This window comes from Gramella sp. MT6 (assembly GCF_019357415.1).
GTDB lineage: Bacteria > Bacteroidota > Bacteroidia > Flavobacteriales > Flavobacteriaceae > Christiangramia.
Genome location: NZ_CP048410.1, coordinates 2,428,098 through 2,452,177 on the forward strand (window position 1 = coordinate 2,428,098; position 24,080 = coordinate 2,452,177).

Genomic DNA, 24,080 nt, shown 5'->3' on the forward strand with positions numbered 1-24,080 from the left:
AACCAAAACTTTATCATTATGAAAAACATTAAAAGTTATCTGGCATTCTGTGCGGTCTTCGTGCTGATACTCGCTGGATGTAGTAAGGATGAACCCGGAACAAATGATGGTCCGGCGTCGTCAGAAACCGCTGTACTTCAATTAGGGCCTCTATTGAATAACCCCGCAACCAGGGCGGCGATTAAACAAGAAGAACAGGACATTCCTGAATGTTCTGATGAAGCTCCTGGTTTTGCCCAGTTATCCATTATTTACGGACCAGATGATACTCCAAAAGAGAATATCATAGTACCTATTTTAGAGGATGATCAGGGCTTATTCACAGCTTACTCAGAAGATCTGGAACTTCCAGTCCCTTCAGGTGAAACTACCGTTTCGGTTACTCTCACAGAATTTGTGGTGTGGACCAATGATGGTGGAAGCCCAGGCGAGGTTATTTGGGTCGCCCCAATAGAAGGTAGCGAATTTGCAGATTTTGTAGACCAGCCTGTTGGTGAAAATTTCACTTTCGATCTAAGAGCTGGATCTAAAAATTATATAAACGTAGACGTTATATGTTATGATGACCGTGATGTGAATCTATATGGTTATCAATTCTTTACCATTACACCAATTCCACTTATCAAGTTCTGTATTTTCGGAAACTACTGTACTCCAGAAGGAAGACATTTTGTAGCCTCTTACAGCGTGAACGTATGGGAAAGCAATGATGGTGAAAAAGGAGATCCTATTTATACCGGTTTACAGAACATAGTAGAAGGAGAAGGCAGCGAAGCTTATTCAGATCCGTTATGTTTCTTTTTACCAGACAGACCTGATGTAGATGATAATGAGGAAGAATACTATGTAGAGATCACATTATTATCTGATACTCCTGGATATGATGGAGATGATATAGTATTTGCCGAAGGACCAATTTCTGTAACTGAGATCAAAATGTTCTTTGGTGAAGATGGAACTTTAGATTACTACCATTTCCAATATGGTTGTGATGATGGAGTGCCACCACCATTTGGTCAGCCAGATGCTAAGAGATATAAAGCTTGTATCAAATATCTTGATGATGAAGATGAAGTAGCAGGATTTGCATATCTGTCATTAGATGGAACTGTATTGCAAGCCGTAACTTCTTTATTCGGGCTTAAAGTAGGTGAAATGCATCCGCAACACATTCATGAGAACGCTTCTTGTGGAGATTATGGTCCGGTAGCCGTGGCTCTGGATTATAACGAAGGAGGATTCCCTGTAGCTCAGCTATTCAATGGAGTATCTTTCCTTAATTATGCCGAAACCATTCCTGGTTTCTTCTTACAGGATCTGGAAGATAGGACCGTTGTAGTTCATGGTAAGGATGTAAATGGAGAATACGCACCGGGCGAACCAGTAGCCTGTGGTGAATTCGAGGAATACTAAGAAAAAAACACAAATCCCGGCCCTTTTCAAGGGTTCGGGATTTTAAATATTAATTAACCATTCGTAAATATTTTAATATGAGAACAATCAAAAATTACATGGCATACCTCGCCATTTTTCTTCTACTGTTTTCTTCCTGTACCAAGGATGAAACAGTTCCGGGAAACGGAGAGGTTTCCGATGATGTAGCTAGCTTATATCTTGGGCCAGTTTTAGAAAATTTGGCAAATCAAAGCCGCCAACAGGAGCAAGATGTTCCTGAATGCTCAACCGATGATCCAGCTTATGCACAGATCAGATTAACTTATGGAGAATCTAACACTCCAGTTGAGGTTGTAGTAGATATTTTACAGGATGATCAGGGACTTTTTACTGCATACGATGATGCATTGGAAATTCCGATTCCTTCAGGTGAAACTACTGTTTCTGTAACCTTAACAGATTTCGTAGTATGGAATGATGTAGATGGAGCTCCCGGAGTACCAATTTGGGTAGCACCAAAAGAAGGAAGTGAGTATGCGCAATTTGTATCAGATCCACTTTCCAATACATTTACTTTAAGAGCAGGTTCTAAGAATTATGTAAATGTTGATGTGATTTGTTATGATGATAGGGATGTAAATCTTTATGGATATTTATTCTTTGATATTAATCCAATTCCTCTTTATGAATTCTGTGTTTTTGCAAACTTCTGTATATCTGAAGGTGGTAGAGATTATGTAGCTAATTATAGTTTCGACCTTTATGCGTATTCAGGAGAAGAAGCAGAAGATAATCCGGTAACCGATGAGTCGCTTTACACTTCTATTTACATGGATAAAATGCCTGTAACAGGTTTAGACGGAGAAACATATTATGCAGATCCATTATGTCTACCTATTCCGGCAGGTGATTCTGAGAATCCAGATGCTCCATATTTATATTATGAGATTACTCTGGAAGACTGGGATGGATACTATGGAGAAGCACCAGATGTAACTCAGTCGGGTTATTTATCATGGAATCAAGTTCAAGCTTTATTAGATGAAGATGGAGATGACAGTACTGTAGATTATATGCATTTCTTCCTGAATTGTCCAGGTGGAGGAGATCCAACCTGTGAAATAGACACAGACCAGGATGGTGTTCCAGATTGCGATGATATCTGTCCGGGATTTGATGATACCATAGATACTGATGAAGATGGTGTGCCAGACGGCTGTGATGAATGTGCAGAAGGAGATGATAATATAGATACAGACGAAGATGGTTATGCAGATGCGTGTGACAATTGTCCTCAGGCTTCAAACCAGGACCAGGCAGATAGCGATGGTGATGGAGTAGGTGATGCCTGTGATGAATGTGTTGATGAATTTGGAGAGCCAGACTTCTTTGGATGTCCAAATGATCCATGTATTGATCAACCAGATCCTGACGGAGATGGAGTGAGAGGTATTTGCGATAACTGTCCAGATGTTGCTAATGCAGACCAGGCTGATTCTGATGAAGATGGCGTTGGAGATGCATGTGACACGTGTCCAGACTACGATGATACTGCAGATGAAGATGGAGATGGAGTGCCTGATGGCTGTGATGTATGTCCAGGTTTTGATGATAATGCCGACGTAGATGCCGATGGAGTGCCAGATGGTTGTGATGTTTGTGAAGACGGAGACGACACGGTAGATACAGATGGAGACGGAATTCCTGATGACTGTGAAAATCCTGACGGAGAAGGGGCATGTGAAACCGCCTTTATGTTTGGAGACACTCCTATCAACACCTTTAATAATGTAAACAGATGGGGATGGGCAGAATTATTTGATGATGCCGATGGTACTTCTCAAACCTTTAAGATTTGGGCAGGTGCAGGACAAAATGATACTTCTAAAGGAACTCACGTTGGAGATGCAACGGTAACCTTAAATGGTGATGGAGACGTAGAACTGGATATAGATATTTTCAGTGGCTACTCATTTGATGAGCTACATGTTAATCTATCTGAGGATCAACCTTCAGGAAATACAGCTAAGGCTCCAGGACAATACAATAGAAATGGAGAAGTAAGTGCTGATGTAACAGAATACACATTTGATTTCAATAATACAGATGGAGATTTCTGGATCATAGTACATGCTGTTACCTGTGGTATAGAAGAAGATTAATTATAAATAATAACCGGCTAGTTTTCCAGCCGGTTTTAACTCTTATATCTTAAAAACAGAGATATATAATAACCATTCTAAATATTAACTAAAACTTGAAAAAATGAAAACATTTAAATTTTATTTGGCGATAGTCGCCGTGTTCTCTTTGCTCCTTACTTCTTGTAGTAAAGATGAGGTTGGGCCTGAAGACTCAATATCAGAAAATGTAGCAAGTCTGAGTCTAGGACCTGTATTACAATCCATGGATTTAAATAGACAACAGATTACACCAGATGATACCCCTGAATGTTCAGATCTTCCACCTGCCTTTGCTCAAATTAGGTTGGTGTATGGGGATGATGACACTGAGGTAATTACCATAGTAAGCATTCTATCTGATGATCAGGGACTATTTACCGAATATAGTGATGATCTGGAAATACCAATTCCAAGCGGAGAAACATCAGTATCAGTTACTTTAACAGATTTTGTTGTTTGGAGTGATAATGGCGGAGCACCTGGAGAAGTGATCTGGGTAGCACCAAAAGATGATAGTGAATTCGATATGTTCGTTGATGACCCTCTTGAAAATACTTTTTCACTTAGAGCGGGATCTAAAAATTATGTAAATGTAGATGTGATTTGTTTCGATGATCGTGAAGTAAATCTATATGGATACCAATTCTTTGATATAACTCCAATCCCACTTTATGAGTTCTGTATTTTCGCGAACTACTGTACAGACGAAGGTAGACACTATACTGCAGATTATACCTTCTCTTTATATGAATATGATGCAGAAGCAGAAGATGGAAAAGGTGAGATGATCTATTCAGACTTATCTCCTAATACAGGAATGTCTGATGGTACATTCTGGGCAGATCCATTATGTGTTGCTATTCCTGGACCAGGTGATGCAGCAAGTGATGAACCTTATTTAGTATTTGAAGCTACTCTTGTAGACTGGAATTATACTGCAGACGATGATGATGAAATGGTGATTACACAGGAACTTACCTGGGATACCGTAGAATCTCTATTGAATAGAGATGGAGATGATGAAACTACTAACTACTGGCATATTTTCTTCAATTGTGATGAAGAAGATGGTCCTAGTGGTGATGCAGCAGCTGTTCCACTATAGAAATTTATTAAATCTAACCCGGTGATATCTCCGGGTTAGATTCTTTAATAATGTATTGCACAATTAATCCAAAACTAATATTATGAGATTATTAAAAAATTATATGGCATTTTTTGCCCTCATTGCTTTATTGTTTTCTTCTTGTTCTAAAGATGAAACAGTAAACGTTGATGGAGATGTGGCAGATAATGCAGCAAGTATTTATTTTGGGCCAGTTCTAGCAGATCTTGGAAATCAATTTTCAAGACAACAGGAACAAGACATTCCGGAATGTTCAACCGACGATCCGGCTTATGCCCAAATTAAATTAACTTATGGGGAAGACGATACTCCCGTAGAAGTGGTTGTAGAAATATTACAGGATGATCAGGGACTTTTTACTGCATATGACGATGCACTTGAAATTCCAATCCCTTCTGGAGAAACTACAGTTTCTGTAACCTTAACAGATTTTGTAGTGTGGAATGATGTTGATGGTGCACCAGGTATGCCAATCTGGGTAGCTCCAAAAGAGGGTAGTGAATACGCTCAATTTGTATCAGATCCACTTTCTAATACATTTAATTTAAGAGCTGGGTCAAAGAATTATGTCAATGTAGATGTGATTTGTTTTGATGACCGTGATGTGAACCTATATGGATATCAATTCTTCGATATCAATCCTGTTCCGCTTTATGAATTCTGCGTATTTGCCAACTATTGTACAGATGCTGGTAGACATTACACTGCAGATTATACCTTCGCAATTTACGAGTACGATGCCGAGGCAGAGGATGGTAAAGGTGAAATGATCTACGAAGGATTATCTCCAGAAACCGGAAATGACGATGGTACTTATTGGGCAGATCCACTTTGTGTGGTAATTCCTGGACCAGGCGATGTAGCTTCAGATCAACCTTACCTGGTATTTGAAGCAACCTTATCAGATTGGGATGGATATTATACCGCAGAGGAAGATGATGAGTCCGTAATTACAGAAACACTTTCATGGGATATGATCCAGATGTTGTTTGACGAGGATGGAAGCGATGAAACTACAGAATACTGGCACATTTTCTTTAACTGTGCGTCAGATGATGGTCCTGTATGCGATATAAATGATCCTGAGGCAGATTGTGATAATGACGGAATTCCGAATGGAGAGGACAACTGTCCACAAACTTCGAACGAAGATCAGGCTGATTTTGATGAAGACGGTTTAGGAGATGTATGTGATCCGGATATTGATAATGACGGTGTTCCAAATGATGAAGATGATTGTGACATGCAAGTTCCAGATGTAGATGAAGATGGAGATGGATGTGAAGATATAGATCCTGGATGTGATCCTGAAGATGCTGCAGCAGATTGTGATAATGATGGTATTCCTAATGGAGAAGACAATTGTCCGGCTATTTCAAATAGCGATCAGGCCGACTTTGATGAAGACGGTATGGGTGACGCATGTGATCCTGATATAGATAACGATGGAGTTCCTAATGCTGAGGATGATTGTGATTTTGAAGTTCCTGTTGTTGATGAAGACGGAGATGGTTGCGAGGATGAGGCTGGGAGTGATTGTGAGTGGACCATAACAGATCCTGGAACAAATTGCTTTAGAGCTACTTTAAATGGTGAAGGAGATTCATTTGTTGAAATTACTCTCGATACCGGTGTTCCACTATTTGAAGAAGGTGAAATTGTTGCTGCCGGAACATTTGGAATTACTTTGACCGGTAGTGGTCTAGAGTATAATTTTGATACTGGTACGGCTACTGTTCCTCAATATAATATTCAGGTAACAGATTCATCTGGTGGCGCTATAGCATGCTCTGACCAGGATGATGACAATAATATTGTGGAAGGATCATTCACTTATCCTATCTACGTAAGAGTTGCGGCTAACATTTGTGAGCCTAATTAAATTAAAGAAATTAACCCGACTGAATTATTTGACCGGGGGGTGACTAATTTTGCGGGTTAAATACTCATTCCTTTGTGGAATGTGTGGAGCTGTCCGGATCTTTCCGGACAGCTTTTTTATTTCAATAAAAAGATTGATTATTTCTAAAAAGTTATATGTTTAAATCTGTCAGTGAATAATTTAAGTTCATTTTAAACCATGTTTTTTTAATCTAAGTATTGTGAAATCTAATGGTTTCAGTCGTTCTTTTAATTTTAAAATAAGTCGATTCTCAATTACCCAAATCTTGAGTTGAACTTAATTTTTAGAATTGTGTAAGAATTTGATTGTTAAAATTTTAGCAGAATATTTAGTTAATTTTTTTGGAATAGACTTTGTAATTCACTGACCGAATTAGAAAAACTAAAACAATTTTTAAACGCAAAACAAAAGACCTACTTATGAGAAAATTGAAATTATTCTTCTGGCTACCTGTTCTATCTATAATGGCATGTAGCGATGACCCCGTATCAGAAGAAGTTCAAGTAGAAAATGAAAACCAAATCGAAACCTCAAATTCAAAAGATCCTCTAGTAGAGATAGCATACCCAGATTCAAAAGGTGCTGTTACTGATATTTATTATACTGGTGTGAAAATGCCTGTAGAAAATATTGACGGGAAGTATATTTACCAGGGTGATATCATTATTCCAAGAGGGAAAGCCTCTAAAAGTCCCGTAAAGCTGGTATATGAGAAGGGTGAAAAAGCACCTGAAAACAAAAGTGTAGGACGTACTTCTGCATATTGGACAGACAACACTGTATACTACGAAATTGACGGAAGTTTACCAGACAAAGACCGTGTTTATGACGCAATTAGTCACTGGGAAGCGAATACAAACCTGGAATTTGTAAAACGTTCTGGGCAGTCAAATTATATTTATTTCACTCCAGGTTCTGGTTGTTCCTCTTACGTGGGAATGATAGGTGGTAAGCAAAATATCACCCTTGCTTCAGCTTGTTCAACTGGTAATACAATACATGAAATTGGACATGCTGTTGGTTTATGGCACGAACAAAGTCGTGCAGACAGAGATAACCACGTAACAATTCACTGGAATAATATTCAGAGTGGAAGAGATTACAATTTTGAAACTTACGTGGAAGCAGGTTATGATGGTAAAGAATTCACTACAAGCCTTGACTTTGGATCTATAATGATGTACAGTCCTTATTCTTTTTCAAGTAATGGAGAACCTACCATAACTAAAAAAGATGGTTCATTATACAGTGCTCAAAGAAGTTCTTTATCTAGTGGAGATATCAAGGGAGCAAATTCCATGTATTCTGCTGATGGTGGTGGATCTGGTGGTGAATATGTTAACGGTGAATATTACACAATCGAGGGTCTTAGAGTTCTAAGAAACTGGGATAGATGGTACTATTATTCCTCTAGAGGTTGGCGAGAAGTCGAATTGAGAGATGGAACTTGGTATTATGTTTTTGAATAATATTTATTAAAAAGACTCGGTATTTATACCGAGTCTTTTTTGTGTAAATAAAATGTTAATGCCACACTCAATGGGGATTATTTACACAGTTAAATTTTTAACAGTCTTAAATACCGAATTTTAGGATTTCCGACGAAAGACAAAATTAATCGATTAATAACCGTAATTTTTCCAGCAGTTCAGAATAGCCCCAATCTATTTAAATCTGCCATTTTTTAACTTAACAACTTACTTATGAAAAATCTAAAGTACCTTTTAGTAATTCCATTTCTTATTTTAATTGCCTGCAGCGAAGATGAAGTTTCTGAATCTATCAATTCAGAGAATGAAATTCAATCGTATTTCATCGACGATCTAACTGAAATCGCATTTCCAGGTAAGGAAGGAGTGGTTTCAGATATTTTCTTCGCCGGTAAAAAACTTGCAGTAGAAGAGATCAATGGTAAATATATTTATCAAGGCGATATTTTTCTTCCGGAAAATAATATATCCAAAAGTCCGGTGAAATTGGTTTTGGATGCTGATGAAGATATTAATGCAATTAATAAAAGTGTAGGTCGCACAAAGTTCTTCTGGCCAGAGAATACCGTTTTTTATGAGATAGACCCAGCTTTACCTAATCAGCAACGTGTTGCAGATGCTATTAATCATTGGGAATCGAATACTGCTGTTAAATTCGTGAAACGAACTTCAGAATCTAACTATGTCTATTTTACTCCTGGTGGTGGATGCTCTTCTTATGTTGGAATGATTGGGGGAAGGCAGCCTATAACTTTGGCAGATGGTTGTTCAACTGGAAATACAATACATGAGATTGGGCATGCAGTAGGCTTATGGCATGAGCAGAGTAGAGCAGATCGTGACCAAACTATTTCAGTTCACTTCGATAATATTATTTCTGGACGTGAGCATAATTTCTATACTTATGAAGAAGCAGGATGGGATGGAGCAGAATATACTGCGGGACTGGATCTTGGATCTATAATGATGTATAGTCCTTATTCCTTTTCAGCAAACGGTCAACCTACGATTACTAAAAAAGATGGTTCTCTTTATTCTGCGCAAAGAGCAGGTCTATCTTCTGGTGATATTGAAGGAATTAGTGTGTTGTATCCGGAAGCTGTAACTGAGCCGGAGCCAACAGAGCCAGAGCCAACAGAGCCAGAGCCGACTAATCCAGAACCAGAATATATTAATGGAGAGTATTATGTGATTGAAGGCGTGATGGTGCTAAGAAAAGATGATACCTGGTGGGTAGAAAAAGGAAAAAACCTCAAAGAAGTAGAGTTGATTGATGGTAGATGGAGACTGGTGAAATAAAATATTTAATTTTTCAAAGAGAAAGACCGGCAAGTGCCGGTCTTTTTATTTCTTATTCAGTTCATCAAGTTTTTCATCTGAAAATTGAATTATGTCTTCAAAGAATTTCTCAAATTCAGCTTTAAATTCTGGGTAATATTCTTTGAGCTCTCTGGTAGCTTCATTCATATTAGATTTTCTTCCAGTCCTGCGATTCATTCCTGAAAGAACTTTTTCAATGCCCTCAATACTAGCATAACTTAAGAGCCAATTGTCCTTTATCATGTAAGGGAGAAAATTTTTGACTCGCCCAGGAAGTACTTCAAAATTTTCATTTAATAGTTTATAAAAATCCAGGGTGTATTTTTCTAACGGCACTTCAGAATAATTTCTCCAGTTTGCGGCTAAAAAGTGATCATAAAAAATATCTACTATAATGCCACTATAATGACTATAACTGGAAAACAGGCGCTGCGTGCTTTGCCTGAAAACCGGATGCGTATCTGTATAATAATCGATCGCTCTGTGAAGTACAATTCCTTTTTGCAACTCTTTAGGGTACTTTAAATATTTCTTTCCCTTTATAGAGTCTGCCATAAAATTTCCGATCCTTATTTGATCATTATCACCCGATAGATAAATATGTGCCAGAAAATTCATTTCGGGAAGATACAAATTAAACTTTGGGAGGGTTAATTTTTGTTAAGTTTTGGAGAGTAGGAGGGTAGCCATGTATATTTGTGAAATATTGAAATCCCTACGTTTTTTAGATAAATCATTGAATAAATATTAAACAGACGAATGACATTAATAAAATCTATTTCCGGAATTAGAGGAACAATTGGAGGAAGAACAGGAGAGAATTTAACTCCTGTAGATACTGTAAAATTTGCTGCAGCATATGGCACCTGGCTGAAAGAACATTCAGATAAGAAAAAACTTAAGGTGGTTGTTGGTAGGGATGCCAGGATTTCCGGTAAAATGATACAGGAGCTTACCATGAATACTTTAACTGGGCTGGGGATAGATGTTATCGATCTGGGATTGTCTACTACACCAACGGTGGAAGTGGCAGTTCCTCTGGAAAAAGCAGATGGTGGAATAATTCTAACCGCAAGTCATAATCCTAAACAATGGAATGCCCTGAAACTTTTGAATAGTAAGGGTGAATTTTTGGATGGTGAAGCAGGAGCTAATATTCTTGAGATTGCAGAGAAGGAAGGTTTTAATTTTTCTGAAGTTGATGAACTTGGTGAAATTTCTGTAATTGATGACTATATTGATAGGCATATTGATGAAGTTTTAAAGCTTAAACTTGTAGATGCAGATAAAGTAGCCAAAGCGAATTTAAAGGTGGCCGTAGACGCAGTGAATTCAACAGGAGGAATCGCTATTCCTGCCTTGTTAAAGCGTATGGGAGTAGAGGTTATCGAACTATATTGCGAACCAAATGGTCATTTTCCTCACAATCCCGAACCTTTGAAGGAGCATCTGAAAGATATCTGTGAATTGGTGAAAAAAGAAAAAGCAGATTTCGGAATTGTAGTAGATCCAGATGTAGACAGGCTGGCTTTTATAGATGAGAATGGTGAAATGTTTGGTGAAGAGTATACTCTTGTGGCGTGCGCAGATTATGTGCTGTCTAAAACGCCCGGAAATACGGTAAGTAATTTATCTTCTTCCAGAGCGCTTCGCGATATTACCCAAAAACATAATGGAAGTTATGAAGCCAGTGCCGTGGGAGAAGTGAATGTGGTTCAGCTTATGAAAGATAATGAAGCCATTATAGGAGGAGAAGGTAATGGAGGAATTATTTATCCTGAAGCTCATTATGGTAGGGATAGCCTGGTAGGTTCAGCTCTTTTTCTTACCTATTTGGCTGAAAACGGTAAAAAAGTCTCTGAAATTAGAAAAGAATACCCATCTTATTTCATGAGCAAAAATAAGATCGAATTAACTCCAGGTCTTGACGTAGATGGTATTTTGAAATCGGTTGAAGAAAGACATGCCCAGGAGGAGATTACTACGGTAGACGGAGTAAAGATCGATTTTCCGGAAAATTGGGTTCATCTTAGAAAATCAAATACCGAGCCTATTATCAGGATATATACCGAAGCGAAATCGCAGCAGGAGGCAGATGATCTTGCTCAGAAAATGATCAAGGAGATCCAGGATATAATTTCTTAATCTATAACTTCAGCATTTTTAGGAATGGGCTCATTGCGATGTTTCCATCGTTTATGGGTCCATAGATAATATTCCGGTTTTTTATAGATCTGCTCTTCAAGGTATTCAAAGAATTTTTTTGTGATCGCATTCTCAGGTTCAGCCGGAGCTTTTTCTGTGATAGGCTTAAGGGTTGCTTCATAATATCCACGCCCAACTTTCTCAACATGCAGATAAACTACGGCCATATCCAGTTTTCGGGCAAGTCTGTCTGAACCTTCGAATACAGGAACTCTTATTCCCATAAAGTGAAGCCAATGTTTTGCCCGGCTTAGTTTAGGTGACTGGTCGGCGATCATGGCATAATTGCCGAGTATCCCGTTTTCCTGGTTATACCTTATAACATCTGTTGTTTGGCGAGTTGATATTAAGGTGCCCCCAAATCTTCCCCTGATTTTTTTCACAAGAGTATCAAACCGTTTATTCTTGATTGGTTTATATATTCCATAGGTCTTGTATTTCAGACCATATAGCTGTAAGGCATTTATCCATTCATAACTGGCATAATGGCCTAGCATTATTACAAGACTCTTATCCAGGCTTTCTAATTTTCGCAGGTATTCCACATTAGTAAAGGTGAAGCGCTTTTCGATTTCCTTTTCAGAGATCGAGATACTTTTGATCATCTCGAGGAACATATCACACATATGGCTATAGAATGCCTTTTGAATTCTTTTTATTTCCTTCTCAGATTTTTCAGGAAAAACCAGCTCAAGGTTTTCACGAACTGTTTTTTTTCGATATCCAATAATGTGATATACAAGAAAAAAGACCGCATCAGAGAACAAATAAAATAACCGGAAAGGCAGAATGGAAACCAGCCATAGGATAGGGTAGATCAACCAGAAAACTAATCCTTGCATAAAAAAACTTTCGGCAAATATATGGTATATTTGAAACTAAACTTAAGCAAATATGGGAGAATTAAGCCTTGCAACGCTCGTTGTGATTGCCGTGAACGTTCTGGTTTCATTTAAAGGTTTTAGTGATCAATCTTTTTTCAATAAATACAAATTCAATATTTCAGATATAAAGCAAGGGTCTAAATTTCAGATCTTTACTTCTGGATTTTTACATGTAGATACTGGCCATCTATTCGTAAATATGTTAACCCTTTACTTTTTCGCCAATGTCCTTATCTATAATTTAGGTGCAATCGCCTTTATCGTAATTTATCTTGGTAGCTTATTACTAGGGAATCTGCTTTCTTATTTTTTTCACAAAGATGACTATAATTATACGGCCGTTGGAGCTAGTGGAGCTGTAATGGGAGTGCTATACTCAGCGATCTTATTACAACCTGATATGACCCTAGGTCTATTTTTTGTGATTCCCGTGCCGGCCTATGTATTTGGTATTGGTTATTTATTGTATACCATTTACGGGATGAAGCGAAGAACAGACAACATTGGTCACGATGCGCATTTTGGTGGTGCTACCGGTGGGTATCTAATAACTATGCTTTTTGCACCCTGGGTTTTTGAAACACATCTTTTAATGGTGGTTCTTCTTGCCATACCTATTGTGATATTATTTTTTCTACAAAGAACCGGCCGAATCTAGTTTGGTATTCTTCTTGGTTAGAATCAACCGTAACTAAAAACTATTTATATGAAAAAAATGATATTCTTTATTGCTCTAACCGCCGTTTTACCGGTTTTAGCTCAGCAAAGCAAGGAAGTGCCCGTAGTAAACGTAACCGGAGAGGGTGTTGTAAAAGTTGAACCAGACGAAGTTCTTATAAAATCAAGAATAGAACATGAAGGTTCCTCTGCTGCTGAGGTGAAAAAACAGAATGACGCGGTTGTCGACAAGGTTATAAGTTACTTGAAATCTCAGGGCGTGGAGGAAAAAGATATTCAAACAGATTATGTGAACCTCAATAAACGCTACGATTATAATGACAAAACATATAGTTTCGTCGCAAATCAAGCAATTTCAATCACTCTTCATGATATTAAAGATTATGAGAAAATAATGAAAGGGCTTTTGGAAAATGGATTGAATCGAATAGATGGAATTCAATTTAAATCTTCCGAAATGGAGAAATATGAAAAGGAAGCCAGGAAATTAGCGGTTTTGGATGCTCAATCACGGGCTAAAGAACTTGCTGAACCTCTAGGTCAGGAAATAGGGAAAGCGATAACTATTAGTGAAATGGATTATAATAATTTTCAGCCAGTGTATCGGATGGATGAAGCTGTAGAAATGAGTGCTGCTAAAGGCAGCCAGCAAACTATAGCTCCGGGGGAATTAGAGATCAAGATCAAAGTAAGTGTTGGTTTTGAGTTGAAATAAAAAAAAGCGCCACTTAGGCGCTTTTTTTATTAAATATTCAAGAAAATTACTGAAGTAATTCTCCAATTTTATTTGAAAGGGCATCACCTCGAAGATTTTTTGCAACAATGATCCCGTTCTCGTCAAGCACAAAAGTTGCGGGTATAGCATTTACTCTATATTGCTTCGCGACAGGCTCATTCCAGAACTTAAGATTTGAAACGTGCTTCCATTGCTCAAGGTTGTCTTCTTCAATTGCCTTCAGCCATTTATCTTTCTGACCAGGTCTGTCTAGCGAAACACTAATTATATTCAATCCCTGATCCTTATACTTGTTGTAAGTTCTAACAAGATTTGGATTTTCTACTCTACAAGGCTTGCACCACGCTGCCCAAAAATCTACTACAGTCACTTTACCAAGATTATCTTCAAGTGATAACTGTTCACCATCTGGAGTAGGAGCAGTAAATGCAGGAGCTTTACTTCCTACTTCAGCAGCAAGATTATTATCCAGTGTTTCCTTTAAAGTTTTAGCTAATGGAGTTTCTTTCAACCTTTCTGAAATTTCAGAATACATCTCTCTAACTTCAGGGGAAGAATGAGATCTCATATTTAGCATATCCATCAACAACATCACAGAAACATAGGAATCTTTATTACGATTGAATAGTTCTTCCTTGTAATTCTTATCGTTATCTCTTATTTCAGCCTGTGCTTCTCTGAGACTATTAAGTTTAGCAGTGTCTTTTTCCATAGCAGCCTGGCGCATTTCTTTTTGCATATCTACCATTCTTTGATTAAGCTCCTTTAAATGATCAAGATATTCAGCTAAGGCCTTATTTTCTTTACCACCACTAATCTTCGTGTTTCTGATACTGTCTTTATCTATATCGAAACTGATCTTCTGGTTTTCAGTAATAAATACCACATTCCCATTAACTCCTTCAAATCTTAAGAAGCTCAAGCCTGGTTGATCCGGATCTTCCAAATCAATTTCGAATTTTCCATCTTTAATGACCGCGGTGTCAACTGGTTTAAGACTGCTGGTTGTTTCATCTCTTTCTGAAATGTAGACCTTTTTACCGTCCTCAATTCCATCTATAGTTCCGCTAAGGTAGTAGCCCTTATCTTCCTGGCATCCTGTTAAAATTAAAGCGAAACCAAAAATCAATAATGCTATTTTTCTCATTTGTTATAAAATTTTTCACAAAAATAAAGAACTACCTTCTCTTAGTACTTCATATTTTATAAATTATTGTTAATTCTCTTGTCGTTGGACTTCTTGGGCTTCCATAACTTTTAATTTTACCTTAAATTATCGGGTTATGACGCAGCAATTAAAAGAGTTTCCTTTAGAGATAAAGATCAGTTTTCATAAAGTGATCGAGCAATATCAGAAGGAAGTTAAAGAGATAGAAAGCAGTATATCCAAAAACTACATGGAGGATATGCTTAATTATATTTCAGATTATCCCGAGCTTTCAGAAGGTTTTCAGGATCTTGATCTTTTGAAAAAATACAGGGAACCTATTAAGATCCTGCTGGATGACCTTTTCCCAAATATTCTTACTAACAATGAAATTAAGGCCGCTTCGGTACCTTTTCATGATATCCTTTTCAATAAATCTAAAAGGCTGAAGCAGATTTTGAAGAAAGCAGGAGATGATTTTCAACTGACTTTTCGAAATACCGATGATGAACTTATTTATATCTATGCCTGTATTCAGATATTAAAGCATTGCTATGGTTATACTATGGATATTTCCAGGCCATTATATTATGATATTCCAGATGAACAGGGTATACGAAGGCATTACAGAGTGGCGATGAATGCAGATTTCGTGGAAATCATCAAAAAAGATAGTGCGCCAGAGATCACTCAGGAAGATGTAGACAAGTTGCTTCAAAATGTGGATGATCTCAAATTATGGAAAGAGAAGATACCACCTAATAGCTATATTTTTAAAGGATTTACTATTGTTAATCTAACCGATGTTACTATTGATGATGCGATCTCTGAATTAAAAACCACCTTATTATTTGAGGAGGTAAATGAGACCGAAGAGCTGCAGAAACTTCAGGAAATATTCAGGTCTATCTACAAGATCTCAGATCTCAGGGTAGGATTTACCGTTTTTAACCGTAGAGATATGGTTTTTGAAAGGATGGATAATGAGGAAGCTACCAGTTTTATTCTGGATCAAAAACTTGTTAATGATTGTGATACTGGAATATGTGAACGTGGATTTCAGAAGCTGATTGACGAAAACGCCTATTTTACTATCTCTAATGTGGATGATTATATTAAGGATAATGATAATCTTCTGGCTAAAAACCTTAAAAAGAATAATGTAAAAAGTTGCCTTCTAGCTCCAATTGCTAAAAATGGAAAGCTATTAGGTGTACTAGAACTGGTTTCTCAGAGAAAGAATGAGCTAAATAGTATTAATGCGATCAAGTTGGATGATATTTTGCCTTATATAGTTACGACGGTTGAAAGAAATCGTAATGATTTCGAGAACCGGGTTAAAGCTGTTATTCAAAGTGAATGTACTTCTATTCACCCCAGCGTGCTTTGGGTCTTTGAAAAGGAAGCCAAAAAATTTATACGGGATCTTGATAAAGATGGTCTGGCATCATTTAAAGATATTACCTTTAAGGATGTATTTCCATTATATGGTCAGATAGATATCGTGGCCTCTTCTGAAGCGCGAAATGAAGCCATTAAAAGGGATCTTCTGGATCAATTAGATATCATTCTTGATATTATTGAAAAAGCCTATAAGATCGAAGAATTACCCATTTATGATCAGGTAAAATACAGGATTTCAGATTTTAGGGAAGAGCTATTAGATACCTTGAATGCCAGTAGCGAACAAAAGGTTTTCAATTTGCTGCAGAAAGAGGTGAATCCTCTTATGAGCCACTTGAAAAAGCAATCTGATGAGATCAAAAATCTTGTTGACGATTATTCTAAAATGCTTAATCCTGAAACCGGGTTGGTATATAATCACCGAAAAAAGTATGATGATACTGTGCAACAGATAAATCGTACCATGTCGAGATATATTGATAAAAAGCAGATTCAGGCTCAGGAAATATATCCACATTATTTTGAAAGATATAAAACAGATGGCGTAGACCATAATATGTATATAGGCGCTTCCATGGCCAATAAGAGGCCATTTAATAAGGTTTATTTATTCAATCTAAGGCTGTGGCAATTAAGCACCATGTGTGAAATGGAAAATCGTTTCTACCAGTTACAGGAAAATACCCCTATAAAACTCGAAGCAGCTTCTTTAATCCTTGTTTATAACAGTACGATGTCTATTCGATATAGAATGGATGAAAAGAAATTTGATGTTGATGGCACCTATAATGCCAGGTACGAGATCATTAAAAAACGTATCGATAAAGCTTTTGTAAAAGGAACTGAGGAGCGGGTCACTCAAAAAGGGAAAATGACCATTGTTTATTCCCAGGGTAGTGACGAGAGAGAGTATTTACAATACATAAAGTATCTTCAGGCAAAAAGTTATTTTGGTGATGAAGTGGAATTATTAGAGCTTGAAGATGTTCAGGGTGTGGTTGGATTGAAAGCTATCCGGGTAAATATACTATATACCCCAGATAGCAATCATCCTGAAAAAGTTATAAATTATGAAGATCTAATGGAAGAATTACATTAGATAAAATGATAAGATGTAAGCCAGGACAGAAATTATAATTCCCGACATAAAAACTGTATAAGTAAGCCTTAGCAAATAATATTTTCTATGTAGAACTTTACCCAGGAGGTGTAAATCCAGGGTCAGCATTTCGTAGACATAATCCTTGTCTTTGATTAGTTCTCCCATTGCCCATTTAAACTGGTCGAAAGGCATTTTATGGTAATTCCCGAAGAACAGAAGGTTTACTTCTCTTTTCTTTACCTGTTCCCTTGTAAATTCACCGCTGGTAATATTTGGGCGCGTAGACATAATTGAAAGAATGATCGATGCTACACTAAATAGTATAAGGATTAGAGTAGGAACCAGAAGATGTTTGTTAGATGCTGCTTCCAACTTTGGGATCATATCTGCAATTGCAAGGGAAATGATAATAGCATTAACTGAAAGAAGGATATTCGCTTTGGTATCTGCAATATCGCTAAGTTTTATATGATTCCTTAAAGTAGTTCTGTAAAGAGTTTGAATACTTCTTTCAGGATTTTCATTTTTATATTTAGCCTTCATGCGAGCTTTATGCTCCTCTTTTTTAAGCTTTTTCTGCTGTTTGTTCTTGCTTTCAATAAGTTCAAGGAGATTTTCCTCCTTCTTTGGTTCCCATTCTTTTATAGCATAATCTGTATAGTACTGGTGCTTTTCAGTAAATACAAGAATATTCTCTTCCAGCCATTCTGCATTTGTGAAATGCTTCACGTTATGGAGTTCCAACTCCTGCCTAAGAAGTTCACTGGTTTCCTCGAAATATTTTTTGCCAAAATGAGAGGAGTCTGCATCACGAATGATCTTTTCGCCTAAACATTCGGGAATCTTTGAAAAATTGGTGGCAAGAATGTATTTCTTGACCTTGTCTATTAGTTCTTGGGTGGCATTATTGTCTTTTAAGAAAGCTTCAGCTATTTCGGCACTTTTCTGTTCGTGGCCTTTATAGGTATGAATGTATCCTGTGTCATGCAGCCATGCCGCTAGCATTAGCGCCTCTTCCTCTTTAACATTAATTTCAGAATTATCGATTAATTCTTTAGTACTTTTAACCACACGCTGTGTATGCTGGTAGTTATGATATATAAAGGTGTTCGGCAGTTTTTCTTTAAATAATTCTTCAACAAATTTATCAGCTTTCTCTATGAGATTATTCATACATGAAGTTCTTAATTGTAACGCCCAAATTACAAAAAAAATTGACCAATATTTTCTATGAAAAAAGTTAAACTTTTAGCCCCATTTTTTATTCTGTTCCTTGTTTTTTCTTGTGTTACCGTGGCACCAAAATATGCTGAGGAGCAAAAAGAGTCCGATTTTGGTTACCCGAAAAATAAGGAAATTGAAAAGTCATTTTATCTAATTGGCGATGCCGGTTACTCTCCACCCGGTGGCACTTCTTTAGGCCTTATTGCTTTTAAAAGATACCTGGATTCGGTTAATAAAACAGAGAACTATACTATTTTCCTTGGAGATAATATTTATCCTGATGGGATGCCCCCAAAAGATTCCCCAGAAAGGGAAGAGGCAGAATATCGACTGGACGCGCAATTAGATGCTATAGAAAACTATAAGGGGAAGGTTGTTTTTATTCCCGGAAACCACGACTGGTATAATGAAAAACTTGAAGGTCTTGAAAGGCAGAAAGATTATCTGAAAAGTAAATTTGAGGAAATCCTGGTTTGGAGCCCTGAAATTGGCTGCGGACTAGAGTCTATCGAAATTTCAGAAAATATTCAATTGATCGTGATCGACTCTCAGTGGTATCTGGAGGATTGGGATAAGAATCCTAAGATCAATGACGACTGCGAGCAAATAAAGACCAGGGAAGCAATGTTCCTTGAGGTTGAATCTGAGATCAAAAAGAACCAAAACAAAACTATTCTAATAGCGCTTCACCATCCTATTTACACCAATGGGGTGCATGGAGGTCAATATACTATTGATAGGCATATTTATCCGTCTCAAAAGAAAATTCCCCTTCCAATATTAGGATCTCTGGCCACTCTTATTAGAACTACCGGTGGAGTTTCCATTCAGGATGCTCAAAATAACAGGTATAAATCTCTGGCTACAAGGCTCTCTACCATTGCCAGGGGAAATGAAAGATTGATCTTTGTTTCCGGTCATGAACATTCCCTTCAGTACATTGAACACGATAGTGTGAAACAGATAGTTTCGGGATCGGGTTCAAAAGCTTCCTATGCGACACTAAGTAACGATGGACTGTTTGCTTATAATGGACAGGGTTTCGCTGTACTTGATATTTTTAAAGATGGTTCAGTGTGGGCTAGTTTCTACGGAAATGAAGACAATAAACCAAAATTGCTTTTTCAGAAGCAGGTGATGGAGACTCCTATTCCATTTGAATTCAAGGAATATCCAGAAAGTTTCCCTCAAACAATAACTACATCCATTTACAAGGAGTCTGAAACTGAAAAAGGTACAGTTCACAAGACTGTTTGGGGTGAGCGATATCGCGAATTATATGGTACAGATGTGACCCTGAAGGTTGCAGATCTGGACACTCTCTATGGCGGATTAGAGGTGGTTCGTGAAGGCGGAGGACATCAGACCGTTTCCCTGCGTGTTAAAGATAGCCTGGGACGTGAATACAATATTAGGAGAGTTAGAAAGGATGCTCTAAGATTTTTGCAGAATGTAGCTTTTAAAAATCAACCAGTTGAAGATAAGCTTGAAAATACAGTGGCAGATAATCTTCTGACAGATTTTTATACTGCTGCACATCCATATGGTTTTCTTACCATTCCAACTTTAAGTGAAGCGGCTGGAGTATATCATACAAATCCAGAGGTTTTTTATCTTCCGAAGCAGAAAGCTCTTGGAAAATATAATTCAGTACATGGAGATGATATTTATATGATCGTGGAAAGACCTGAAGAAGGTTGGACGGGATATGAATCTTTTGGAAGCCCAGATCATGATATTGTGAGTACTGCAGATATGATCGAGAGATTAAGAAGGGATGAAAAGTATATCCTTGATGAAGCTTCTTATGTGCGAGCCAGGATCTTCGACATGCTAATTGGAGATTGGGACAGGCACCAGGACCAGTGGCGCTGGTCTGAGATCGAAAACAATGAGGGAGAACATCATTTTAAACCTGTGCCCAGGGATAGGGACCAGGTATTTTCTAATTTTGATGGCGCATTTTTCGGAACACTAAGAGCTATTACGGGGTTTGCCAATCAATTTGCGGTATATGGAGATAATATTAAGGATGTAGAGTGGTTCAACATAGCTGCTTTAGGTCTGGATAGATCGCTAATCCAGAACGTAGGGAAGTCTACCTGGCTGGAACAGGCAAAATTCATCCAAGAGAATGTGACAGATGAAACTATAGAGGAGGCCTTTTCAAAATTACCTGAAGAAACCAAAGGAAAAGCTACCCAGGAATTAATTGAAAATGTAAAAGGTAGAAGAGATAATATCGTTGATATTGCTGAACGATATTATGACCATTTTGCTAACCTCGCGATAGTAACCGGAACAGATAAAGATGATTTCATAGATATTGTAAGGCTTTCAGATAATGAAACCAGGGTGACTATTACCCGAAATAAGGATGGTGAAAGAGCTGAAAAACTAAGCGACAAGATCTATAAATATGAAGAGACAAAAGAGATCTGGGTCTATGGATTAGATGATGATGATAAGATCAACGTTAAGGGAGATGGCCCTGCCAAGATATTCTTAAGGGTAATTGGTGGTCAGAATAACGATATCTACACAGTTGATTATGGTAAAAATTTAAAAGTTTATGATCACAAATCACTACCTAATACCATTGAAAAAATTGATGGAGCTAAATTAAGGCTTACAGATAATTACGAGATCAATACCTATGATAAGGATAAAAAGACTTTTTCTTCTGGGTCTATAACCCCTGGAATTGGCTATAATCCAGACTCTGGATTTTCATTTGGTTTGGAATTTGTAAAGTCGATCAATAAGTTCAAAAGAAATCCATTTACTTCTCAACATACTTTTTCCGGTGAGGTACATTCAGCAACGAATGGATTCGCACTAGATTATGAAGCTGAATTTGCAACAATTGTGGGTAGTTATAATTTGCAGGTTGGAGCCAATTTCGCTAGTCCGAATTTTTCAGAGAACTTTTTCGGTTTTGGTAATGAAACTGAAAATTTCGAAGATGAGCTCGGTCTAAGTTACAATAGGGTAGGATTAAGTGAATATGGTGTAAGAGCCGCACTTGTGAATAAAACTCCTTTTGGTAGCTATTTTGGTTTTACCGCCAGTTTTGAAGGTATAGAAGTTCAGCAGGAAGATGGAAGATTTATTACTGAAGACTTCGTAAGTGAAGATCCAGATTTTTTCGATAGAAAATACTTTGCTGGTCTGGATGCTATGTATAGATATGAAAGTTATGATGATGTGCTGAATCCAACCAGGGGAATGCTTTTTGAACTGAACCTTGGAGCGAAAATTAATACAGCAGATCCAGGCAGGCAGTATGGTTATTTCAAACCATATATGGGATTCTATAATGCCCTTACCAGAAACCGTAAATTAGTAATAAAGACCAGAGCTGAAGCTCATATAAATATTGGTAAGGAATATGAATTCTACCAATCTGCACAATTGGGCGCCGATAGTGGCCTTAGGGGATACAGATTAGAAAGATATTCCGGAAAAAGCTCTTTTGGTACGGGAGCAGATCTTAGATATTCATTCAATACCATAAAGACGAGCTTTTTACCTTTCCAACCAGGTATTTATGCAGGTTATGATTTGGGAAGAGTATGGATGGATACTCAGGATAGTGATAAATGGCATGACAGTTACGGAGGAGGTATCTGGATTAATAGTGCTGATGCTATACAGGGGAATTTCAGTATCTTTGCTGGTGAAGAAGGAGCCAGGTTTCAATTTGGGATCGGGTTCAAGTTTTAATGATATAACTTAGTTGATATAAAATAAAAAGCCCCCGCTACTTGCGGGGGCTTTTTTTAGTTCTAAAAAGCAACTTTACTCTTCAGATTTATTTAATGCCAGTTTATTGCTGAAATTAATTGTGCGAATAGGGAATGGAATGTTGACTCCTTTACCGTCATAGGCTTTCTTAATCGCAATAATAGCTTCGTTCTGAGCTACCAGAATATCTCTGTTCTTAGTTACATCTGTCCAGAATCGAACCGTAAAATTTATTGAACTATCACCAAATTCGTTATACATGAATTCAACTTCCTCATTACCTCTTTGTGGAAATAGATCTTTTATAACTTGCAACGTAAGATCTCTGACCATTTCCAGATCTGATTCATATCCAACCCCACAATTAACAAAAACTCTTGATCTTGCAGTTCTGGTAAAATTCTTAAATGGTTCTTCAATTATCTTGGAATTCGGGATCACTACATAATTGTTATCAGATTGTTTGATCACAATATTTCTCAGGTTAATTTCTGTAACCGTCCCCGCATAGCCATTAGTTTCTACCCAATCTCCAATTTGGAGCTCTGGAAGAAAACTTAAGATCAAACCAGAAAAGGTGTTATTAAGAGTTCCCTGGAGTGCTAAACCAATAGCTAAACCAACCACACCAGCACCAGCTAGTACTGAAGTAAGGACTTTATCAAGATTCAGGAGCCCGAGGGCAATAAAAAATCCTATAAGTATTACAATGGCCTTAATAACCTTGACCGTCATTAACCTTATAGAATCCTGTTTGATTTGATTTCTGGTGACGCGTTCAAATAATTGTCCTATATATTTCGCAATAAAAGTAAAGACAATGAAAACGATTACGGCCAGAAGAAAATTTGGAAGGCCTAGAATCAATGAGTCTAGCCATCCACTTAATTTTTCAGTTATGCCGCTTAAAGAATCCTGAATGTTGAAATCCTCCATATTTTAGTTTTGGTTATTTTTTTACCGGTTTATGTTGATCACTAGTTTTCATTTTCCAGGCATCCAACATCCAACTTGTTTTTTCAAGCTCACGGATATAAGCGCCAATGAGATCTATAGTTCCTTCATCATCTGCGGCATCAGCGGTATCTATGACCTTTCTCATTTGTTTTAAAATCGCCCCATGGTCATCAAGGAGAATTTCGATCATTTTCTTATCTGTGATATCTGATGGAGATTCCTTCAAATTTGAATCTTTAAGATATTCACTAAGGTTACTGGTTGGCTGGTATCTTAGAGTAAGAATACGCTCAGCAATTTCATCAACCTTCAATTTTGCATCATCATACAATTCCTCGAACTTTTCATGGAGATCGAAAAAGTTTTTGCCAATTACATTCCAGTGAAAGTTACGAAGCTTTTGGTAATATATGTGATAATCAGCTAATAGGATATTTAGTTCCTCAACTGTTTTCTTTGTCTTATCTGAATCTAAACCTAAGTAATTCATAGTTTTTATTTATCGTTTTTTAAAATTCAATACAAATTTACAATGGAAGCTTTGTTTTGCAAATTTCCATCCTCACTTTAATAGAAGTT

The 24,080-nt window shown here is 37.3% G+C and carries 17 protein-coding genes; 11 read left to right on the forward strand and 6 right to left on the reverse strand.

Features of this window, described 5'->3' with window-relative positions; translation table 11 throughout:
- The first annotated feature begins 18 nt into the window (after window positions 1-18).
- The 6 genes from G3I01_RS10910 to G3I01_RS10935 all read left to right on the forward strand — a co-directional run bounded on the left by G3I01_RS10910 (window position 19) and on the right by G3I01_RS10935 (window position 9,396).
- Window positions 19-1,413, forward strand: coding sequence for a hypothetical protein (locus tag G3I01_RS10910; RefSeq protein WP_219547779.1), 1,395 nt, complete (start codon window positions 19-21; stop codon window positions 1,411-1,413).
- A 77-nt stretch (window positions 1,414-1,490) separates the two neighbouring features.
- Window positions 1,491-3,557, forward strand: a complete 2,067-nt coding sequence (locus G3I01_RS10915) for a thrombospondin type 3 repeat-containing protein (RefSeq protein WP_219547781.1) — start codon at window positions 1,491-1,493, stop codon at window positions 3,555-3,557.
- A 103-nt stretch (window positions 3,558-3,660) separates the two neighbouring features.
- Complete coding sequence (locus G3I01_RS10920) at window positions 3,661-4,683, forward strand: hypothetical protein (RefSeq protein ID WP_219547783.1); 1,023 nt, start codon at window positions 3,661-3,663, stop codon at window positions 4,681-4,683.
- An 82-nt stretch (window positions 4,684-4,765) separates the two neighbouring features.
- The gene (locus tag G3I01_RS10925; protein ID WP_219547785.1) at window positions 4,766-6,586 is read left to right on the forward strand and encodes a thrombospondin type 3 repeat-containing protein; all 1,821 of its coding nucleotides are present in this window, start codon (window positions 4,766-4,768) and stop codon (window positions 6,584-6,586) included.
- Between the two features lie 440 nt (window positions 6,587-7,026).
- Window positions 7,027-8,076 (forward strand): M12 family metallopeptidase, encoded by a 1,050-nt coding sequence (locus tag G3I01_RS10930; protein ID WP_219547787.1) that lies wholly within the window; start codon window positions 7,027-7,029, stop codon window positions 8,074-8,076.
- Between the two features lie 234 nt (window positions 8,077-8,310).
- On the forward strand, window positions 8,311-9,396 hold the full coding sequence (locus G3I01_RS10935) for a M12 family metallopeptidase (RefSeq protein ID WP_219547788.1): 1,086 nt from the start codon (window positions 8,311-8,313) through the stop codon (window positions 9,394-9,396).
- 45 nt (window positions 9,397-9,441) lie between these two features.
- Here the strand turns inward: G3I01_RS10935 and G3I01_RS10940 are convergent, their stop codons facing one another.
- Complete coding sequence (locus G3I01_RS10940) at window positions 9,442-10,035, reverse strand: acyl carrier protein phosphodiesterase (protein ID WP_219547789.1); 594 nt, start codon at window positions 10,033-10,035, stop codon at window positions 9,442-9,444.
- Between the two features lie 141 nt (window positions 10,036-10,176).
- Between G3I01_RS10940 and glmM the strand changes: the two genes are divergently transcribed.
- Window positions 10,177-11,562, forward strand: coding sequence for a phosphoglucosamine mutase (gene glmM / locus G3I01_RS10945; protein ID WP_219547791.1), 1,386 nt, complete (start codon window positions 10,177-10,179; stop codon window positions 11,560-11,562).
- Here glmM and G3I01_RS10950 read toward each other — a convergent pair.
- Window positions 11,559-12,464: a lipid A biosynthesis acyltransferase gene (locus G3I01_RS10950; RefSeq protein WP_219547793.1), complete on the reverse strand. Its 906-nt coding sequence runs from the start codon at window positions 12,462-12,464 to the stop codon at window positions 11,559-11,561. The genes glmM and G3I01_RS10950 overlap by 4 nt on opposite strands.
- A 52-nt stretch (window positions 12,465-12,516) precedes the next feature.
- Between G3I01_RS10950 and G3I01_RS10955 the strand changes: the two genes are divergently transcribed.
- The gene (locus tag G3I01_RS10955; RefSeq protein ID WP_219547795.1) at window positions 12,517-13,164 is read left to right on the forward strand and encodes a rhomboid family intramembrane serine protease; all 648 of its coding nucleotides are present in this window, start codon (window positions 12,517-12,519) and stop codon (window positions 13,162-13,164) included.
- Window positions 13,165-13,212: 48 nt separating this feature from the next.
- Entirely contained in the window at window positions 13,213-13,899 is a 687-nt protein-coding gene (locus G3I01_RS10960; protein WP_219547803.1) for an SIMPL domain-containing protein, read from the forward strand.
- A gap of 46 nt (window positions 13,900-13,945) precedes the next feature.
- On the opposite strand, the gene G3I01_RS10965 is transcribed toward G3I01_RS10960, so the two are convergent.
- On the reverse strand, window positions 13,946-15,067 hold the full coding sequence (locus G3I01_RS10965; RefSeq protein ID WP_219547805.1) for a TlpA disulfide reductase family protein: 1,122 nt from the start codon (window positions 15,065-15,067) through the stop codon (window positions 13,946-13,948).
- 136 nt (window positions 15,068-15,203) lie between these two features.
- On the opposite strand from G3I01_RS10965, the gene G3I01_RS10970 reads away from it, so the two are divergent.
- Window positions 15,204-17,570, forward strand: coding sequence for a GAF domain-containing protein (locus G3I01_RS10970; RefSeq protein WP_219547807.1), 2,367 nt, complete (start codon window positions 15,204-15,206; stop codon window positions 17,568-17,570).
- Here the strand turns inward: G3I01_RS10970 and G3I01_RS10975 are convergent.
- On the reverse strand, window positions 17,562-18,746 hold the full coding sequence (locus tag G3I01_RS10975; RefSeq protein ID WP_219547809.1) for a Pycsar system effector family protein: 1,185 nt from the start codon (window positions 18,744-18,746) through the stop codon (window positions 17,562-17,564). The two genes, G3I01_RS10970 and G3I01_RS10975, sit on opposite strands and share 9 nt — an antisense overlap.
- 57 nt (window positions 18,747-18,803) lie before the next feature.
- Here G3I01_RS10975 and G3I01_RS10980 point away from each other — a divergent pair, with 57 nt between their 5' ends.
- Window positions 18,804-22,523, forward strand: coding sequence for a metallophosphoesterase (locus G3I01_RS10980; RefSeq protein ID WP_219547811.1), 3,720 nt, complete (start codon window positions 18,804-18,806; stop codon window positions 22,521-22,523).
- Between the two features lie 75 nt (window positions 22,524-22,598).
- On the opposite strand, the gene G3I01_RS10985 is transcribed toward G3I01_RS10980, so the two are convergent.
- Window positions 22,599-23,480, reverse strand: a complete 882-nt coding sequence (locus G3I01_RS10985) for a mechanosensitive ion channel family protein (RefSeq protein ID WP_219547813.1) — start codon at window positions 23,478-23,480, stop codon at window positions 22,599-22,601.
- Window positions 23,481-23,493: 13 nt separating this feature from the next.
- The gene (locus tag G3I01_RS10990; protein WP_219547814.1) at window positions 23,494-23,991 is read right to left on the reverse strand and encodes a DNA starvation/stationary phase protection protein; all 498 of its coding nucleotides are present in this window, start codon (window positions 23,989-23,991) and stop codon (window positions 23,494-23,496) included.
- Between the last annotated feature and the right edge of the window lie 89 nt (window positions 23,992-24,080).

Excerpts from the sequence above, each read along its gene's own strand:
- G3I01_RS10910 (WP_219547779.1), top strand. The coding sequence starts at position 19 with ATGAAAAACATTAAAAGTTATCTGGCATTCTGTGCGGTCTTCGTGCTG.
- G3I01_RS10915 (WP_219547781.1), top strand. The coding sequence starts at position 1,491 with ATGAGAACAATCAAAAATTACATGGCATACCTCGCCATTTTTCTTCTA.
- G3I01_RS10920 (WP_219547783.1), top strand. The coding sequence starts at position 3,661 with ATGAAAACATTTAAATTTTATTTGGCGATAGTCGCCGTGTTCTCTTTG.
- G3I01_RS10925 (WP_219547785.1), top strand. The coding sequence starts at position 4,766 with ATGAGATTATTAAAAAATTATATGGCATTTTTTGCCCTCATTGCTTTA.
- G3I01_RS10930 (WP_219547787.1), top strand. The coding sequence starts at position 7,027 with ATGAGAAAATTGAAATTATTCTTCTGGCTACCTGTTCTATCTATAATG.
- G3I01_RS10935 (WP_219547788.1), top strand. The coding sequence starts at position 8,311 with ATGAAAAATCTAAAGTACCTTTTAGTAATTCCATTTCTTATTTTAATT.
- G3I01_RS10940 (WP_219547789.1), bottom strand. The coding sequence starts at position 10,035 with ATGAATTTTCTGGCACATATTTATCTATCGGGTGATAATGATCAAATA.
- glmM (WP_219547791.1), top strand. The coding sequence starts at position 10,177 with ATGACATTAATAAAATCTATTTCCGGAATTAGAGGAACAATTGGAGGA.
- G3I01_RS10950 (WP_219547793.1), bottom strand. The coding sequence starts at position 12,464 with ATGCAAGGATTAGTTTTCTGGTTGATCTACCCTATCCTATGGCTGGTT.
- G3I01_RS10955 (WP_219547795.1), top strand. The coding sequence starts at position 12,517 with ATGGGAGAATTAAGCCTTGCAACGCTCGTTGTGATTGCCGTGAACGTT.
- G3I01_RS10960 (WP_219547803.1), top strand. The coding sequence starts at position 13,213 with ATGAAAAAAATGATATTCTTTATTGCTCTAACCGCCGTTTTACCGGTT.
- G3I01_RS10965 (WP_219547805.1), bottom strand. The coding sequence starts at position 15,067 with ATGAGAAAAATAGCATTATTGATTTTTGGTTTCGCTTTAATTTTAACA.
- G3I01_RS10970 (WP_219547807.1), top strand. The coding sequence starts at position 15,204 with ATGACGCAGCAATTAAAAGAGTTTCCTTTAGAGATAAAGATCAGTTTT.
- G3I01_RS10975 (WP_219547809.1), bottom strand. The coding sequence starts at position 18,746 with ATGAATAATCTCATAGAGAAAGCTGATAAATTTGTTGAAGAATTATTT.
- G3I01_RS10980 (WP_219547811.1), top strand. The coding sequence starts at position 18,804 with ATGAAAAAAGTTAAACTTTTAGCCCCATTTTTTATTCTGTTCCTTGTT.
- G3I01_RS10985 (WP_219547813.1), bottom strand. The coding sequence starts at position 23,480 with ATGGAGGATTTCAACATTCAGGATTCTTTAAGCGGCATAACTGAAAAA.
- G3I01_RS10990 (WP_219547814.1), bottom strand. The coding sequence starts at position 23,991 with ATGAATTACTTAGGTTTAGATTCAGATAAGACAAAGAAAACAGTTGAG.